Annotated in this window: 14 protein-coding genes and 1 tRNA gene; 4 read left to right on the plus strand and 11 right to left on the minus strand. The window is 44.6% G+C overall.

All coding sequences use genetic code 11. From position 1 onward, the window contains the following. Positions 1–3 precede the first annotated feature (3 nt). Complete coding sequence (locus AC1HCU_RS06865; RefSeq protein ID WP_480370693.1) at positions 4–3,051, plus strand: DEAD/DEAH box helicase; 3,048 nt, start codon at positions 4–6, stop codon at positions 3,049–3,051. 77 nt (positions 3,052–3,128) lie between these two features. Next, positions 3,129–3,199: transfer RNA gene (locus AC1HCU_RS06870), tRNA-Gln, on the plus strand. 118 nt (positions 3,200–3,317) lie between these two features. On the opposite strand, the gene AC1HCU_RS06875 is transcribed toward AC1HCU_RS06870, so the two are convergent. From AC1HCU_RS06875 to AC1HCU_RS06885, 3 genes are all read right to left on the minus strand, one after another. Beyond that, the gene (locus tag AC1HCU_RS06875; RefSeq protein WP_480370696.1) at positions 3,318–4,577 is read right to left on the minus strand and encodes a hypothetical protein; all 1,260 of its coding nucleotides are present in this window, start codon (positions 4,575–4,577) and stop codon (positions 3,318–3,320) included. 90 nt (positions 4,578–4,667) lie between these two features. After that, positions 4,668–4,967, minus strand: coding sequence for a winged helix-turn-helix domain-containing protein (locus AC1HCU_RS06880; RefSeq protein WP_480370699.1), 300 nt, complete (start codon positions 4,965–4,967; stop codon positions 4,668–4,670). 3 nt (positions 4,968–4,970) lie between these two features. Beyond that, positions 4,971–5,582 (minus strand): hypothetical protein, encoded by a 612-nt coding sequence (locus AC1HCU_RS06885; protein WP_480370702.1) that lies wholly within the window; start codon positions 5,580–5,582, stop codon positions 4,971–4,973. 266 nt (positions 5,583–5,848) lie between these two features. Between AC1HCU_RS06885 and AC1HCU_RS06890 the strand changes: the two genes are divergently transcribed. Beyond that, entirely contained in the window at positions 5,849–6,724 is an 876-nt protein-coding gene (locus tag AC1HCU_RS06890; protein ID WP_480370705.1) for a pirin family protein, read from the plus strand. Here the strand turns inward: AC1HCU_RS06890 and AC1HCU_RS06895 are convergent. The 3 genes from AC1HCU_RS06895 to AC1HCU_RS06905 form a co-directional block, all read right to left on the minus strand. Next, complete coding sequence (locus AC1HCU_RS06895; protein ID WP_480370708.1) at positions 6,721–7,092, minus strand: hypothetical protein; 372 nt, start codon at positions 7,090–7,092, stop codon at positions 6,721–6,723. The two genes, AC1HCU_RS06890 and AC1HCU_RS06895, sit on opposite strands and share 4 nt — an antisense overlap. A gap of 173 nt (positions 7,093–7,265) precedes the next feature. Beyond that, the gene (locus AC1HCU_RS06900; protein ID WP_480370711.1) at positions 7,266–8,393 is read right to left on the minus strand and encodes an acyltransferase family protein; all 1,128 of its coding nucleotides are present in this window, start codon (positions 8,391–8,393) and stop codon (positions 7,266–7,268) included. Between the two features lie 876 nt (positions 8,394–9,269). Further along, a complete protein-coding gene (locus AC1HCU_RS06905; RefSeq protein WP_480370714.1) occupies positions 9,270–9,566 on the minus strand; it encodes a hypothetical protein in 297 nt (98 codons plus the stop codon). A gap of 230 nt (positions 9,567–9,796) precedes the next feature. Between AC1HCU_RS06905 and AC1HCU_RS06910 the strand changes: the two genes are divergently transcribed. Next, positions 9,797–10,903, plus strand: coding sequence for a helix-turn-helix domain-containing protein (locus AC1HCU_RS06910; RefSeq protein ID WP_480370717.1), 1,107 nt, complete (start codon positions 9,797–9,799; stop codon positions 10,901–10,903). A 143-nt stretch (positions 10,904–11,046) separates the two neighbouring features. Here AC1HCU_RS06910 and AC1HCU_RS06915 read toward each other — a convergent pair whose 3' ends face one another. From AC1HCU_RS06915 to AC1HCU_RS06935, 5 genes are all read right to left on the minus strand, one after another. Beyond that, complete coding sequence (locus AC1HCU_RS06915) at positions 11,047–11,208, minus strand: hypothetical protein (protein ID WP_480370719.1); 162 nt, start codon at positions 11,206–11,208, stop codon at positions 11,047–11,049. A gap of 507 nt (positions 11,209–11,715) precedes the next feature. Next, positions 11,716–12,609, minus strand: a complete 894-nt coding sequence (locus AC1HCU_RS06920; protein WP_480370722.1) for a DUF3800 domain-containing protein — start codon at positions 12,607–12,609, stop codon at positions 11,716–11,718. A gap of 12 nt (positions 12,610–12,621) precedes the next feature. Next, entirely contained in the window at positions 12,622–15,657 is a 3,036-nt protein-coding gene (locus AC1HCU_RS06925) for a type III restriction-modification system endonuclease (RefSeq protein ID WP_480370725.1), read from the minus strand. 167 nt (positions 15,658–15,824) lie between these two features. Then, positions 15,825–16,280: a hypothetical protein gene (locus tag AC1HCU_RS06930; protein WP_480370728.1), complete on the minus strand. Its 456-nt coding sequence runs from the start codon at positions 16,278–16,280 to the stop codon at positions 15,825–15,827. 1 nt (position 16,281) lies between these two features. Beyond that, positions 16,282–16,977: a DUF3800 domain-containing protein gene (locus tag AC1HCU_RS06935; RefSeq protein WP_480370731.1), complete on the minus strand. Its 696-nt coding sequence runs from the start codon at positions 16,975–16,977 to the stop codon at positions 16,282–16,284. Positions 16,978–16,989: the final 12 nt, after the last annotated feature.

Consider the following 16,989-nt stretch of genomic DNA (forward strand, 5'->3'; position numbering starts at 1 on the left):
GACATGACCGATTTACAGCCATTTACAAAAGATAAAAATGACGGAACAAACACCTCGTGTGCGACAGCAGATAACTGGTTTTTTGCCGAAAAGATCCGTGTATATCTGTTAAGGACAGAGCCTGAACACAACCTGCTGTACTGTGTGACCAAAGGTACTCCCCAGAGCGAAATAACCGTAAAATATGAGATTGCAACCGATAACAATGACGTTGCAGGTTCAAAGGAAATGTTCCGGGAAGGAGCACAACTAAACCTGATCGGTTGTGAAGCAGATCAAAACGGCTTTATCCTCCCCAAGTATGTCATCCTCGAACCCGATTACCTGATCGACGCCTCCGCCATTGCGGAGTGCTTTCAGGATTATGAAGTTTCTCCCCTTCACTATTTCCGTAACAGACTTGAAGAGAAGAAAAACCGATCCTATCTGTTGTTGGGAAATCTGGCCAATTTTTTTCTGGACGAACTGGTATTTGCAGATGATCCGGGTGAAGTTTTTTTCGAGGATGTCTTTTTGAGTTCTTTCAAACAATCTCCATTTGAATATGCCAGCTGTGAGGATATACGCTCCGACAGTGATTTCCGAGCGTTTATGCTCAAAGCGAAAGATCAGTTTGAACAGATACGGAGGGTCATTCTGGAAGATTTTCCCAAACAGGGAATTGATGTACACCATTGCACCCTGGAGCCTTCATTCTTTAGTGAGAAGTTCGGATTTCAGGGGCGTCTCGATTTGCTGCATATGCCTTCGGGCAGGGCGGAGGCAAAAATTATTGAATTGAAGTCGGGAAGGCTCCCATTTCCTGCGTATGACGGCAATAAGATTACCCTCAACCATGCGGTACAGGCCACAGTTTACAAAATGATGGTGGAGGGTGTATTCGGTAAAGACCTGCACCGGATAGATACAGCCATACTCTATTCGGCAGGCAATAAGCCGGATGAAAACCTGCGCTATGCAACCGAAAGCAATGAACTGAAAAAAAGGATTATTCACGTCAGAAACCAGATTGTGTCCATTGAACAAAATATTGTCCATGGTGATAACAACCAGGTGGAGAAGCTGTTTGAAGCGTTACTCCAATCCGTTGGCACGTCCCAAAAAATCCCTGGTTTTTACTTGCAAAAGATCGAGCACCTCCGCGCCATCCTGTCGCAATGTACCGATCTGGAAAAAATATGGTTTTACCGCTACATTCGCTTTATTTCGGGCGAACTCTCCTTGCAGAAGCTTGGCAACGAGAACAATGAGTCACCTAACGGCCTTGCTTCGCTCTGGAACAGTGACTTCGACGAACGGTCCGCTTCTTTGGATGTACTATTCAATCTCTCCATCCAGAAAATCGATGATTCGGGAAACGAGCGGACAATTATTTTTGCTCGTGAGAAAAACGATTACGGCGTTGTCAATTTTCGTGAGGGAGATATCTGCATTGTCTATCCCCGTATCGACGCAAACGACACGGTGCTTAACCGGCAGATTCTTAAGGGTATCCTCGTAGGAATTACCAAAGAACAAGTGGAGGTACGTTTCCGTTACAAGCAAAAAAACAGGCAATTTTATGCCGATCATCCTGTTTGGGCTATTGAACATGATACATTGGACAGCACTTTCAACAACATGTTCAGGGGCGTCTTCTCGTTTCTCACGGCATCGAAGCAAAAAAGAGAGTTGCTTCTGGGGTTGAGGGCTCCGGGGATGAAGAGGCGTCATGAAAAACGAAAGAGTGCCCCACCCGACGACATCATCGACAAAGTGATGCACTCCGAGGATTATTTTCTGATCGTCGGGCCGCCGGGAACAGGGAAAACATCGATTTATGCCCGCCGGTTGATTGAGGAGTATCACAATGAGCCCGATACAAATATCATGGTACTGGCCTATACCAATCGCGCTGTAGATGAACTTTGCGATACCATCAATGCAGCCTTCGGCTACTATGACGGATCGTGTGACGCTTATATCAGGGTGGGTTCCGAGCTTTCATGCGCCGAACCACACAGACATCGCTTGCTGCAAAGGATATCGGAAAAAGCAAACAGCAGGGAGTCTCTGCGCAGTGAGATCCGCCGCACACGGATCTATGTCTCCACGCTCGCATCCATTATCGGGAGACAGGAGCTCTTCTCGCTCAAGCATTTCCACGTGGCTATCATCGATGAGGCGTCACAAATTCTGGAACCACAGATTATCGGTCTGTTGCCCCGTTTTGATCGGTTCATCATGATTGGGGATCACAATCAGCTTGCCACCATCGTGTTGCAGAAACCGATGTTTTCTGAAACAGGAGAACCTTCACTGCGTGCGGCCGGCATGGTTGATTGCCGTGACTCGCTGTTCGAACGACTTCTGCGCCAATGTAGTGAAAAAGGATGGCAGCATGCTTATGTACAACTCGTCCTGCAGGGAAGAATGCATGAGGATATAGCCCGGTTCCCGGCCACCTGGTTCTACTCCGGGGGGCTTCTTCCCGCATGTGAATGGCAATCTTCGGGATGGGACTTAACCTCTGCCTCCGATCACGTGATGGAGCGTTGCATAGCAGGAGAGAGAACTGTTTTCTTCTCCACAGAGAAAATCAATCGCCCCTCATCATCCGGTAAGCTCAACGAAACAGAAGCAGCAGTGATTGTGAAACTTTTGCTATCCATAAGGAGAATATATGAAGAAAACGGCATTCAATTTAATCCGGACAATGTGGGGATCATTGCACCCTACCGGAACCAGATTGCGCTGATTAAGCATAAACTGTCGGAGTCCGGCCTGCAGGATAGTGAAAAAATTATGATCGACACCGTGGAAAGGTTTCAGGGGAGTCAGCGCGATGTAATCATCCTTTCCTTTTGTGTAAATAATCCCGGACAGTTGGATTATCTTACAAGTCTGAACCACGATGGTACGGTAGACAGGAAATTGAATGTAGCCTTGACCCGCGCCAGGCAACAATTATTTCTTATCGGCAATGCCCGCATCCTGCAGACGCATCCGGTTTATGCCACCTTGCTGCATCATTACAGGGATCGGATGATTGAGCTGGAAGCTGATGATTAATCGAAAAAATAAAGTTATTTGCTTCATTCTTTTTTATTATCACATTATTTTGTATTTTTGCACTCTCAAACAGACAATGTCTTATGGTGTAACGGTAGCACAACAGATTCTGGTCCTGTTTGTCCAGGTTCGAATCCTGGTAAGACAACATATCAACCTGAATACCAATAACATAAACAACACAAAAAAAGGAATGTCGGACTGATTCATCATTGGTCCGACATTTTTTGTTTATATACTCCTCCCCACGAATGATTTGATTCGCTTCACTTTCCCCCAAACAACAGTGGAAGGAGGAAGGTCACAAAAAGGGTCCATATAGCATATAGCGGGAGGTATTTGGCGATGGTATGTTCAACAATTTTCATCCTCTTTCCTTTTCTTACGACCATGAAAAGATCGACCGCGATCAGCACAAGATGTACAAATATCAGAAGATTGGAGCCGAGCACTGCAGTCCGGTTGGGTGTAAATCCAAACTCTCCCACTCGGTAGAGGATGGCAGAAAGCGCCACCAGATCAACCGCCAGTGCCAGGAGGGATAACACAAAGAGTATCCATTCATTAAAACGTTGTTTTTCACGGGTCGATGTGCCTGCAACTGAAAAAACAACAATTGCCATGACTCCCAGAAGCATCAGATTAAATACAAGTAGAAAATCTCTATCGTTGTAGGGATCTTTTCCTGTCACGATCATAAATATCAAATAGACTAACAGCGTGACCAACACCAGTGGACTGAAAATTTGGGCAATAATCGGTGCAAGTTTATCGGTGATTGCCGGGAAGTTCCTGATAATATAAGTGGCTACAATGGGTGATGCAACCAATCCAATGATTGCGATATTTTCCATATAGAAGTTTTCGATATGCACGCCGATCGCAGAAAACAAACCAATGGTCACCGCAGTGAGAACCCCTCCCCCAATCAGAATCAGGAGAGTCAGGATAATCAGGTCTCCGTTGTATTTGAGGTAATCTATTCTTTTCGACCGCTCTTTCAGATCAAAATCGATAAAGATCACGCCATAGAGGCACCATAAGAACAGAGGCAGATGTATGTAAGTCAAGATAATTGAATCGCTTCCCTCACCTGCCGGGAGCAGGTTGACGTACAAAGCCGCTAACACATATACCCACAGCGTTATAATTAAATTTCCTGGGTTGAGGCGGCTGTTTGTGAGAAAAATATAGGTAGATAATCCCAGAAAAACAATGATTCCGGTATTCTTCATGTAGAAGGCGTATTTCTCCGGATCAAAACCGGCCAGTTGAGGAATCTTGATCAAAAGGCCGGCCATCACACAGGAGATGATTAGAAAAAGGAGATCGCGCTTCAGTACCTTTCGGCCGGGGTCAGCCTGATGATCGAACTCCAGCCTGGCTTTCCAATAATCGGCCATTGGAAGGGCGGCAATATCGGGATAGAGGGCAAAGAATGATTGCTCAAAACGCTTTTTATCGGACCGGTAGAGTTTTTCCAGTTCACCGGGATGATTCAGATTTTCTCTTATTGCTGTTTCCATACCGTAAAATATAATGTTTTTAATTTGCTGACTGTTTGTTAAGACTCTGACCGTTGACAGTTTTCTATCTTTTCTCCTGAAGCAACTTCTCTATTTGTTCTCCTGAAGCAGCTTCTCTATCGCGCCGATATGCTTCCTGAATGCCTTTTTTCCTTTGGTCGTGGCAGCGTAGGATGTGTTTGGTTTACGCTCCAGGAATGATTTGCTGAAGGAGACATATTCGCTTTTTTCCAGTGACTTGAGATGACTCGCCAGATTACCGTCGGTGACTCCCAGCAGATCCTTCAGTGTATTAAAGTCCAGCTGATCATTCACCATCAGTGCCGACATGATACCCAACCGGGTTCTGTTTTCGAATGCCTTGTCCAGATCTTTTAGAAACTCCTTCACCGCTTATCCTTTCCGCTGAATCAGCACACCGTAAATCATCTGTATCACGCCAAAGCCCAACATCCACAGGTAAAGGCTCTGTCCGATAAAGAGGAACGCCGTAAGACCCAGCACAATCTCTGCAATTCCCAGATACCGGATATGACTAAACGTGTAATGGCTGCCATTTACCAGTGCCAGACCGTAAAAGATCAATGTCAATCCGGGAAGAAAACCCACATATCCTTTGAATAGAAGTATTAGACAAAGAATACCACCGGTTGTCAAAGGAATCAGCAAATTAATCAGGAGTCGCTTTGCCTGATTATCCCATACACGCTGGTTTTCCTTTCTGCTCTTTCTACCAGTAAACCAGACGGCACTGACAATCGATAACAACAACGTGCCTAATGCAATCAGCAGCAAACTGGCTGGATTTTTCAGGTCGGCCCACACCGCTCCATATATCAGGTAATCGTGATGCCTGAAAACCATTTGATGGGCCAGCAAGGCTCCAGCCAGGGCGATCAATCCTGTCGATACACCCGAAAGGCCACTGAGGGAGATGAACCGGGCACTACGATTCATGATCTTTCGAATCTCACTCAGGTCGTCTAAATATTTTTCTTTTTCCATATAAAAGTACTTTGAATTGCAAAGTAAAAGATAAAAAAAATAGCTTGCAAGTTTATATCAAAAAAAATGATTCCTTACAGAAGAAACTCATTGTCATAGAAGATCGAGAAAAAGAATGTTTTTTAATACTCGGCCGCTTGAATTATATACTTTTATTTTGCCTTTTAAAAAAAATTCCGGTATCTTTAACTAATGAAAAACCATATTTTATTGGTCTTTCTTTCCTTTCCTGATCGGGGTTTTGTACAGTAACCATAAAATAAAGGATGATGAATAAAAGAAAAGCGACTCAAATTGTGAGAGGACAACATGCGGTAGACGGTGCCGGTGTGCGTCTACGCAGGGTACTTGGGGCAGCGACCATTTCCGATTTCGATCCGTTTCTCATGTTAGACGGATTTGATTCCACTGATCCAAAGGATTACATCAAAGGTTTTCCCTGGCATCCCCACAGAGGTATTGAAACAGTCACCTATCTGATAAAAGGCAAGATCGAACATGGCGACAGTCTGGGCAACAAGGGGACCATCCGTGACCTGGAGTGTCAGTGGATGACAGCCGGCACGGGAATTATTCATCAGGAAATGCCGAAGGCGTCGGTGAGGATGCTGGGTTGCCAGCTCTGGGTAAACCTGCCTGCAAAAGACAAGATGACCGAACCCGCCTACGGTGATATTACGCAGGACAAGATTGTCGTTACACAGGAAGAAAAGGCGACCGTCAGAATACTGGCAGGTTCCTATAAAGGAACAAAAGGTGTCTTTGAAGGCAAGTATGTAAAGGTAACCTACCTTGATATTGATCTCGCACCCGACAGTACATGGACATACAGAGAAACCCCGAACGACGAAACGCTGTTCATTTATCTGCTTGACGGAACATTGGCGGTGGATGATCTCCTGCAGGATTTTGAAGAGAAATCGTGTGCCGTTTTATTTCGTTCCACCACTCCGGATGCAGAGACAAACGATGCAGTTGTTGTACGCTCAGGGAGTCAGGGCGCCCGCTTTGTGTTACTGGCAGCCAAACCGCTTCGTGAACCCGTGGCCTGGGGCGGTCCCATTGTGATGAACACCCGGGAAGAACTGGAACAGGCTTTCAACGAACTGGACCGCGGCACTTTTATTAAACACAAGGATTAGTTGACAACTCTGTTTTCATTGTCTCTACCTTTTCGAGGAATATTCCTTTCCTCACCATGTGCGGGATACTCACTGTCGGAATCTCCTTCACGATAGTCACCGTGTCTCTTTAATGAATCATTTTCATTTACCTGATCATTGGAGTCGAGGAATTCTTCTTCGTTGTATCTGCTGGCTTCGCTTTGGTCGGGATCGATCTCCAGGTCCAGGTCCATATCCAATTCAGGATCCCATTCCAGATTCTCATCCGAGTCTGTATACAGATCTTCATCAAAATCTTCATCCAGGTCCATATCCATATCTGTGTCCGGGTCAGGATATTTTTCCGTTTCCCGGTTCTTTGTTTCAAAATCTTTCATTGCGTTCATAATCTGGTAATTTTATGATGTACCTGATGCAGTCCAGATACATTTTTAGAACCATGCAAAGAAATAAATTGTTCTTGGATAGTCCCGAATTCTTTTTATTTTAACCCTCCCTGAACGGGTCAAGAGAATTCGAAGAGCCTGTATGTCGCAATACAGGCCTTTATGCTTTATATCTATATCTTTATGAAAATCCTTAACTTATACATAAAATGTAAAATAAGGAAGAGGATAAGGAAATTGGCCAATGTGATTGTTGCATCATAGTAATCGCCAGTATATTTTTCCAGTCCCCACAACAGAGATTTTGCCACGCTTCGAAAGTTGATAACCATACCGAGTGTATAGGCAAGAATGGAGTTCATGCCATATATCTTCAGCCAGTTCAATCCTTTCGACCTGCCTTTATAATCGATCACGTAGTAAAACAGGGCCATCAGCAGGAAACACCAACCGCCCGACCACAAGGTCATGCTTGCTGACCATATCTTTTTGATGATGGGCGTCTGGAAGCTCAACAGCCACCCGGCAAGAAGCAAGGCAATTCCAATCATAAGCAGCCACTGGCTGTTTTTCAGTTTATCGGTTCCATATTTCATGATTTGTCCGGCAAATACACCGAACATGGTTGTCACACCAAACACCAAACTAGTCAATATCCAGGTGTAACGGTAGCTATCCGAGAAATGCCAAATCCCGTCTTCCGTGTAAAAAACACCATCCCTCACCCTCCCCAGTATCGTACGATCGACCTTTTCTGCAAAGTTACCGTCCTGGCTGAAATCACCCAGGAAAGTAAGCAATGCCCAATAGGCGATGAGCAGCAAGGCAGTTATGGCAATCTGCCATCGTTTCGACAGATGAAGCAGCATCATCGCGGCAATGACATAACCCACGGCAATCGCCTGCAGTGTATTCGTATAAATGCGTATTTCCTTCGGGTCGAAGCTTAGCAACTTCCCCTGGACAACCGCACCCAAAATAAACAGGATGATAAAACGTCTGGCTATTTTCCTGTAAATAAACATTTTATCTGGATTAGTCAGATATTTCTCAAATGAAAACGGCATCGCTGTTCCCACCATGAAAAGGAATAGCGGCATCACCAGATCCCACGCTGTGAAGCCTGCCCAGTCGGCATGTCCAAATTGATTAAGGAGGAATGAAAAAACGGGAAGTTCAGCCCCATGTCTTGCGAAGGCAACGAATACCGGTTGAAAGAAAACAAGCATAAACAGGTCCAACCCGCGAAGGATGTCCAATGATGCCAAGCGGTCTTGTGGAATTGATCTAGATTGTAGCATATTCATTTGTATTGGTTTTTGATTGATTCTTGCGGCAGTGCATCCTTCATCTCGTCCACCTGGGTGGCCATGTACCGCACGAACTCCGGTGAGTCAATGATCCCGATCGCCGGAAGCGGCAGGCCTCCTCGTCGGGCAGCACCGCCAACTGAAACTGGTCGATCGATATTTCCGGTAATTCCTTCATAGCACAGTATTTTGCCTCATTCCACAGATGAAGATGCGAATGAAATAATAATTTTTGAAATCTTGTGCAAGATGCGAAAAAAATCAGAAGTTCAATCAAAATTTATGCACACATTCACCTGTACCAGAATCACTAGTAACCAAATTAGGGTTTAAGGGTTGTAATTGGAATGATTTTCACACCATCGGGGCAACTGTATGCCATTTTACCACCGGTCAGGATAATTAACAAATCGGGGGACGCAAAGAGGCTTGTTTTTCATTCTTATTGTATTCCTGGATAAGCTGTTTTAATTGAAGGAGATAACTACGGCAATGGATGGATCAATAAAAGCCCGCTTGTAACCACTTCGAATGGCTGTTTTACTTCGAATAGCAGATGACCATGCGTCAATATTACTGATGACAAACAGCTTTTGCAAGGCATTCACCTAATCATCGAGAGTAGGTTTGGACATGGAAATCTCGCCTGATACGATGTCTGCAAGTATAGATATATTCTTTGCAAGAGTAGAAACGTTTTAGCATAGCTCCGAAGCAGCCATTTTCAGGTCGTCTTATCCCTATTGATAGGCAGTAGGCTACGGTTATCGTCTACAAGGACCAGCTATCGGCAGTGAAGTCGTTATGGTCTGATCGATTCAAGTGTGCGCAAATCGCCCCACGACGACCGTACGGGGAATGAAGTCGTTATGGACTGATCGATTCCCGTAATCGGCAGGCTTTCTCATCAAACTCTTTCTTATCACCAAATGCAAACAGGCGCCCCACCGTACCTTTACAAATCCGGCACCTGCCCTGCACCCGAATGTCGTTCCGTTCGGTCAGATAAATCTCCTCCACCTCAATCCCCTTGCTTGCAATCCCTCTACATTGAAAGCAGTACACACTGTTATTAATCACAAAATTATAAAAGTGTTTTTCGTCCACATCGAGAAGCACAGCCAGCTGGAACAGGTTAATTCCTATATTCTGCTTTTCCTTCATGACAGACCGGTGATAAATTTGACTTTTTTTATTCAACAAAACATTCTTGTACATACAGGATAGATTCATTTAGAAAAACAGACACTTTTCAAGATGCAAAACTAACCAATACCCTGATTGGGAGTGTTCCATAATTACAAAATGAGGGTGTCATATTAACAAGAATTGAAAATAAAAAATTATTTTTGTGTCTGGAAATTGGTGGGTGTAACAATATATTTAGAAAAATCATGCAATCCGTATATTTAGCCACAATCTTTGCCGGGGCACTGGTTTGCCTGCTTTCCTCGTTGTTGTTGCTTGTCCGTCGTAAGTCAGGGGAGCGTTCACGTCTCATACTGGCCATTATCGTCTTCTTCTCCGTGTTGAATTATATTCCACGATTCATTGCCGTGAGCAAAGGGTACGATCCGGAGCTTGTTGTTTCCACGAAGATGTTGTTGATAGGGAACTTCATGGTAGTCTCATACATCATGTATCCCATCGAGGTGATCCGTCCCGGGTGGCTCAATTTCTCTCGCATCGTACAACTATATGCCTTTTGGCTGTTTTTACTCACGCTCTATCTGATCACCTACTTTGCGGGCGTGCGCTATAACTCCTATTCATCGCTTCCGGAAATGATTGCCAATGTGGGTCCATTTGAGGTCTGGTTCTGCCTGTTCCTCTGTCTGCTTCTTTTTACACCGGGGTTGCTTGTCATTTTCATTCAGCGCATCGGGCACAACAGCAACACCGATCGTGTCTGGTTGAAGAAATATGCTTCCGCATTCTATATCAACATTCTCGCATACCTTATGCTACTCACATTCAACCATCCGCTGGTTCATACCCTTTACTACTATGTCAGTGTCGGTTGTAGTCTTTACATTGTATACATGGAATTGTTTGACCGGTTGTTGGCAAAAACAGCGGATGAATCTGTCTTACAGGAAGCATTTTTAAGACCTACCACTCCTTTTGCAACAGCAATTGTAGCATCCAAGAATGCAGCGCTGGCGGAGCGGCTCGATGCCTATATGAGAAACAACAGCGCCTGGCGCGATCCCGATCTCTCTCTCACCCGATTGGCATCTGCGCTCTATACGAACCGTACCACCCTGTCTCAAACCATACAGGAGTGTGGATATGAAAATTACACCCAATTCATCAACAGGTTGCGCATCCACGATTTTGTGCAGCAGGCTGGATCCGGTTTATCGTCCAATTATCAGGAAGCCTTCTTCTTTGTCGGTTACCGTTCGCGTAACACAGCACTTCGCAATTTCAAGCAGTATACAGGCACAACCCCGTCAGACTATTTTCAAAAGAGGCAGGCCGGCGCCACATTTCAGTAGGATACCCGGTCAACATCTTCGTCGAAATGGCATGGTGCAGGTATTGCCCAAACCACCGGCAAGATGCATGGTATATATTGTTTTCAGATAATCCCTCCAATTATATGGTGAAGCAAGGAGTTTGTACTCTTTCAGGACAGGCATCAAGGCTCTCCATTCGTGAAACCGTATCCCATGATATCATTAAGGTAAACATCCAGATGTCCATTCTTACCCATCTCCAATGCCAACATCAGATCCGGATGAACCTCCCCGTCAGCCAATAGCGTATTCCTCCGACGATTGTTATCCAGCCACTCACGCATCCTTTTCAGAACCCCTCAACTGACCTATACCCCTGGCCACTTATTGGGTATATAAGGTGCATACCGTGAGATCCGGACCGTAACCGTGGATTCCTCTGCTGGAATTGCGATTCACCAGACGCGGATAGCTGAGTTTGATCCGGATAAAAGTTATATGATCCAGCGTATGATAATCCAACTAATTTCCTGCTTATTGTGGAGTGTTTATCTCTTTCACTGCAGGAAAAATATGCATATTCATCCCGGGGATTATAGTCGTTGCACCAGTGGCAACCAGGTAGTTTATAAAGCTTCTTCCATTCATACTATTTGATTTTTACTATTTGATTTTTATTGATCATAACCTCTGTACTTATTTTTGTAAAGATGCAATTATCTTATAAAAAAACAATGGCTGGAGCAGAAATTATTTCAACTTGATTACATGATGTGATTATCCATTCCGGCGATATCACTTTTACAGGGAGAAATGAAGAGGTAGTGGATTTCATTGTCTGGTTTGGCTCTCTAATCAATTTTCACTGAATTTTTTGTTGGTGCTTTGTCATAGTCACCCTGAGGTTCATAAAACCATATCCAAAGTCCACATCGTTTATTGAAAACCTTGAAATGTTTGTCATCACTCAGATTGAGACCCATTGAATAATGATCACACAATTTCTTAAAATGATACATCGCTTCAAATTTTGCAATTTCACTCTTTGATAATGGAATCAGTTCATTAAATAAAGAACTCCCATTGATCTTATCATAGTACCAACTGCAGAATTTTTCACTTTTTACGAATGATAGTCTAATTATACCAGCAAATAGATCAGCAAGTTGCAATATTGGGCATTCACAAGATTCTAACTCACTGCATTTTCTGACATTCGGGAATCGAATATTTTTCAATACACCAAATAGTGTTTCCTCATCATTATTTCTTTTCTTATCCAGATTTGTCCGTTCTATAAAGGGAACGATCTCCTCACCCCAATTTACAGACGTTAGTTCATCAGGAAAAAACTCCCAATTCTCAACGCCAATCCAGTCAGATTTGGTCTCCTTAAGAATCTTGTAATACATGAACTTCAAGTTCTCAATATCGTCACGACCTTGAATATCATGTCTACTATCATGCTTATCCCATACCAATACATAAATCTTAATTTTGCCGTGTCTGCAGTAATCTAATCCAAGCTTTAAAAAATTCTTTGTTGCATCTATTATTTCATAGTTTCCACTAATATCGGCGAACCTAACCTCTCTCTTGTGATTTATGCCAAAAAATAATTGCAATTCAGCATCAAGTGTCTTAATGTTGCTTTTTGGACCTGAAATGACGGCAATTGAACCAAATCTATCTTTCCCGCAATATCCGGATTCGTCACTAAATATTTGGAAATTTTCTTTTTCCATAGCTTCACAATTTCACTTCACCAAATTCATTAACTCCTGATAGTTTTTTACCGCGTCGAATATCACCTTATCGCTGCTGATTGCCTGGAAGTGTTTCCGGGCGCAGGATATTTTTGCTGACTCCACTTCCCTGAGCTCCATGGTGGAGATATCGCCTTTGGTCTCTGCCACGAAATAGACATGCTTCACCGCTCCTTCATTGAATGCGATGGCCCAGTCGGGATTGTATTTCCCCACCGGAGTACTGATATAAAAGCCCTTGGGAAGCTTTACATAAACGCTCACCTCACTGCTAATATCCAGTTGTTCGGCAAACGGTTTTTCCGTCTTTACTGAATCGAAGATCACGTAATCGTACAGGTGCTTGTTTGCTGCAATCGCGTTCACACCGAGCTTGCCTTTCAGGGTAGGTTCGGTGAAGATCTCTGTGCCGAAGCTGTCGTTCAGCTTGTTGTAAGCAATATGTTGAATGATCACCGTAGCTTTCTCCTCATTGATCAGGTTGGAGCATTTGAGAATAAACTCCTCGGGATTGAGCACGAACTGGTCGAACACCGGTTTCTCGATGCCGGTCAGGATTTTTACCACCGTATTGCGGGTCAGTCCGGTTTCAGCCACCACCTTGCCCACCAGGTCATACTTCACGTTGCCGTTCACTGCAGAGTGCACATCGATGTGTTTCGACGATTGCTGCTTGAAGCCCTCTCCTACTTCTAACGATTCTTTTGACTCAATCTTTTCCAAAACTCCCGAGGTAACGGTGAAAAAGATCTTCGACACGTGCAGATGGGTGTTCAGTCGTTGAATTGCTTTGCGGACCAACTCCTCCGTCTCGAAGTCCACCACGTAGGCCGTCTTGGTATTGATGTTCGCCCACAGTTTCTTAAACTCCTCGCGGTTGAACTTCTGTTCATCAAGATGCAGTTCCACGTTGTTTCCCCGTGCATCCTCGGGGGCAAGCATTTTCGGGTTGTAGACCGAATCGAGGATATGCATCACCGACTCCTTGCTGGCTTCCACCTCCTCCGGCAGTTGGAAGCTGCCGTTCTCCTTGTCCTCGTAGTACTTATCGGTCAGGGTCCCCGCTTTCACGTAACCATAGCCCGCCAGGCTCTCGTAGAGTATCAATGCTTCCTCCTCGCTCACGGGATAGGGATTACCCTGTTTGTCTGAGAGCACCTTATCCCGAAACAACGAGGGCGAGACTTTCTGTGGCCGGTCGGCAATCACCTCGGCGATCTCCGTCTGGAGCGCCTTTGCAAACCGGTCGTAGCTCTCGCTCGCGATCACCGTCAGCTGGTTGATGTGATGTACCTCACTACCTAAGAAATTGGTGTCCATCCGTTCCCCCTCCTGGTTCACACACAGGCGGAGTCCGCGCCCCACCTCCTGACGTTTGCGTGTCTCCGCATCGCTCTGTTTCAGCGTACAGATCTGGAACACGTTCGGATTGTCCCATCCCTCGCGCAATGCAGAGTGAGAAAAGATAAAGCGTACCGGTTCGCTGAAAGAGAGCAGCCGCTCCTTGTCCTTCATGATCAGGTCGTAGGCATCGGTGTCCACACTCTCCCGGGTGCTTCTTTCCACTTTTCCGTCCACGAACTGATTCTTCCTTTTGTCGATGGAGAAATATCCCGCATGTGTTTTGTCTGCCGTGATCGATTGCAGGTAACCGATATAGGCATCTTCGCCAATTTTCAGTTGCAGGCTGTTCACCACATCGTCGTACTCCTCCTCAAACATATCCGCATAGGAACCGTTAAAAGCATTGCCGGAAGCATCGTACTGCTTGTATTTGGCCACTTCGTCGATAAAGAAGAGACTCAGCACCTTGATGCCCCTGAAGTAAAGCATTCGTTCACGTTCAATGTGCGACAGAATGGTCTCCCTGATCTGGATCCGTCTAAGCTGTGACTCGTTCACCGCCCCTTTCACATCGCCGGCAAATAGCTTGATGCCATTCCGGAATGTGATGGAGTTGTCCCGTCCGTCGATATTTGTCACGGTGAATCCATCCCGGTACTGTTCAAGCGACCCCGATCGGTCGTACAGATTATGTCCTATTTCAATTTTCCGGACCACCGCTTTCACGCCACCGGCTTGCTTCACCTCGAATCCCAGGTTTGCGGTGGGACTTTTGTCCTTGAAAAGATTGATTCCCTCCAGGTAAAGATACCCCTCCGTCCCGGTGGTACCGGTCTGGGCAATCCCTTTCACCGCGATCTTCTTCACCAGCTTCTTGTTGTAGGCCTCCATCGCATCCAGCCGATAGATCAGGTTATAGAGGCTATCCTTCTTATGCGTGGCCGAATAACGCAACGTGAACAGCGGATTGAATCCCTTCAGGTTTTCTTTGGTTTGTTTTCCTTCCACCGATTGCGGCTCGTCGATGACCAGGATGGGATTGGTTTTGGCAATCACATCGATCGGCCTGCGGCTGCGGAAGCTGTCCAGTTTCATGTAGATACGCCTGGCATCCTTCCCCCGGGCATTGAACGCCTGGGCATTGATGATCATCACGTTGAGCGAGTTGTCGCTGGCAAAACGGTCGATCTCGGTCAGCTGTGAAGAGTTATAGATAAAAAACCAGATCTTTTTTCCGTAGTCCTCGGTGAAGTGTTCCTGCGTGATCTGGAACGACTTATATACCCCCTCGCGGATGGCAATGCTTGGCACCACGATAATGAACTTGCTCCAGCCATACCGCTTGTTAAGCTCGTACATCGTCTTGATGTAGGTATAGGTCTTTCCCGTACCCGTCTCCATCTCGATGGTCAGGTTGTATCGTCCTTCCAGCGCCGACGATGGCGGGATCTGGTGCATCCGTTGCATCTTCCGGATGTTATCCAGGATCATCTCGTCCGTCAGTTGCGGAACGATCTTATGGTTCTTGAAGCCGGTAAAATCGTATATCTCGCCCTGTCCCAGGGTGTCGCCCCGGTCGATCAGGTAATTGATTTCCGATAAACAGGGCTGTCCGGCAAACACATCGCATACCGCCTTCGCTGCCTCCTCCTGGAACTTCTGGTGTTTAAACTTTAACTTCACCTTCTATGTCTTTTCTATGTTAATTATAGCTCAATGACATGCAAATTGGATATATTTTCTCATTAAAATTTTGCATATCCATTTTTATATATTATATTTGCATCATTCTCTACCCTTGGTAGGGAACCTACAAAGGTTTTAAACGTTGAACCCGAATCAACGTTTTTTTATTTAGCCTCTCCCAAGTACTCCTCACTCCTTTCAAAATCAGGTCCGGACAATATGTTGCTAATGTCTTCTTTTTCAAACGCAGTAACAAACTTTGCTTTTAATAGACCTGTAAAACGGATGATCACCACATAATTGCCTTTGACAATTGCAACTCTTCTGTCTTTAAAATAGGCTTTACCCTGATTATCCCATCCTTTTTTCAGAATTGCATTTTCATCTTGTAATGCTGCCTTAATCCAGTAAATCTTTTCCAATCGGTTGTATGAAAGGATTGACTTATCTTTTCTTTTTCTATTCTCGCTTTCATAGAAGGCATGATCAAACATATCTTCATAAAATCTCACCAGAGCATGATCAAATGTATACACAGATTGCTCACAATATTCAATCCGCCACAATTCGCGTAATTGTTCTTCGGTATAGTTCTGGGGTTTGATTCTCCTGTAATCCATCTTACCAGCCTCCGCTCAAATTGATTACAAAAACATTCATTTTCTCCTCACCTTTAGGCGTATGAGCAATCTCTTTTTTTAAATGAAACCGTTCAACATGCTGAATAAGATTTGTTTTGGCCGTTCCGGTAACCTCTTTGTTGAATTTAGCAGCAACAAGACCTGTGAGTAAGTCAGCCAATTGAATACCCAATGATTGTTCAGACGGTAAACCTTGGACCTGATGAATAACGGAAGATAGGTTCGCGTTGTTTAAAATCTTACACAATTCATTCAATCTGCCTTTGTTTCGATTCTTTTTCAGATCAACGAAAATATTGTAGCTGTTAAAATCGAAAATCCAATGATGAAGCAGTTGGTAGTAAAATTTATAGAATTCCAACTCCTTATCTCCCTTATGAAACCTTATATCGTCAGTTTTATCAGCTTCAATTAATATTACCCGGAACCGTATATAGTCAGAGGCAAAAAAATAATCGATCACCTCTTTATAGAACAGCTCATAAGCAGGTGACACCTTATTCCATTTGAATTCACCATTAATTTTGTGTTTCGATTTAACAGCAGACAGATCATTTTTCAACCTGTTCCTATCAGAAGCATTGATCCATATACCCCCAATGGCCGTATAGAGGTGCGCTTTCTTGTTGGTCAGTGCCTCTAAACCACTTTCATCGCAATACACTTCAAAGTCCATAACAGATCGAAT

Source organism: Proteiniphilum sp. LBM24028 (genome assembly GCF_056629195.1).

Excerpts from the sequence above, each read along its gene's own strand:
- AC1HCU_RS06935 (WP_480370731.1), bottom strand. The coding sequence starts at position 16,977 with ATGGACTTTGAAGTGTATTGCGATGAAAGTGGTTTAGAGGCACTGACC.
- AC1HCU_RS06885 (WP_480370702.1), bottom strand. The coding sequence starts at position 5,582 with ATGGAAAAAGAAAAATATTTAGACGACCTGAGTGAGATTCGAAAGATC.
- AC1HCU_RS06930 (WP_480370728.1), bottom strand. The coding sequence starts at position 16,280 with ATGGATTACAGGAGAATCAAACCCCAGAACTATACCGAAGAACAATTA.
- AC1HCU_RS06900 (WP_480370711.1), bottom strand. The coding sequence starts at position 8,393 with ATGCTACAATCTAGATCAATTCCACAAGACCGCTTGGCATCATTGGAC.
- AC1HCU_RS06865 (WP_480370693.1), top strand. The coding sequence starts at position 4 with ATGACCGATTTACAGCCATTTACAAAAGATAAAAATGACGGAACAAAC.
- AC1HCU_RS06920 (WP_480370722.1), bottom strand. The coding sequence starts at position 12,609 with ATGGAAAAAGAAAATTTCCAAATATTTAGTGACGAATCCGGATATTGC.
- AC1HCU_RS06875 (WP_480370696.1), bottom strand. The coding sequence starts at position 4,577 with ATGGAAACAGCAATAAGAGAAAATCTGAATCATCCCGGTGAACTGGAA.
- AC1HCU_RS06915 (WP_480370719.1), bottom strand. The coding sequence starts at position 11,208 with ATGCGTGAGTGGCTGGATAACAATCGTCGGAGGAATACGCTATTGGCT.
- AC1HCU_RS06895 (WP_480370708.1), bottom strand. The coding sequence starts at position 7,092 with ATGAACGCAATGAAAGATTTTGAAACAAAGAACCGGGAAACGGAAAAA.
- AC1HCU_RS06890 (WP_480370705.1), top strand. The coding sequence starts at position 5,849 with ATGATGAATAAAAGAAAAGCGACTCAAATTGTGAGAGGACAACATGCG.
- AC1HCU_RS06905 (WP_480370714.1), bottom strand. The coding sequence starts at position 9,566 with ATGAAGGAAAAGCAGAATATAGGAATTAACCTGTTCCAGCTGGCTGTG.
- AC1HCU_RS06910 (WP_480370717.1), top strand. The coding sequence starts at position 9,797 with ATGCAATCCGTATATTTAGCCACAATCTTTGCCGGGGCACTGGTTTGC.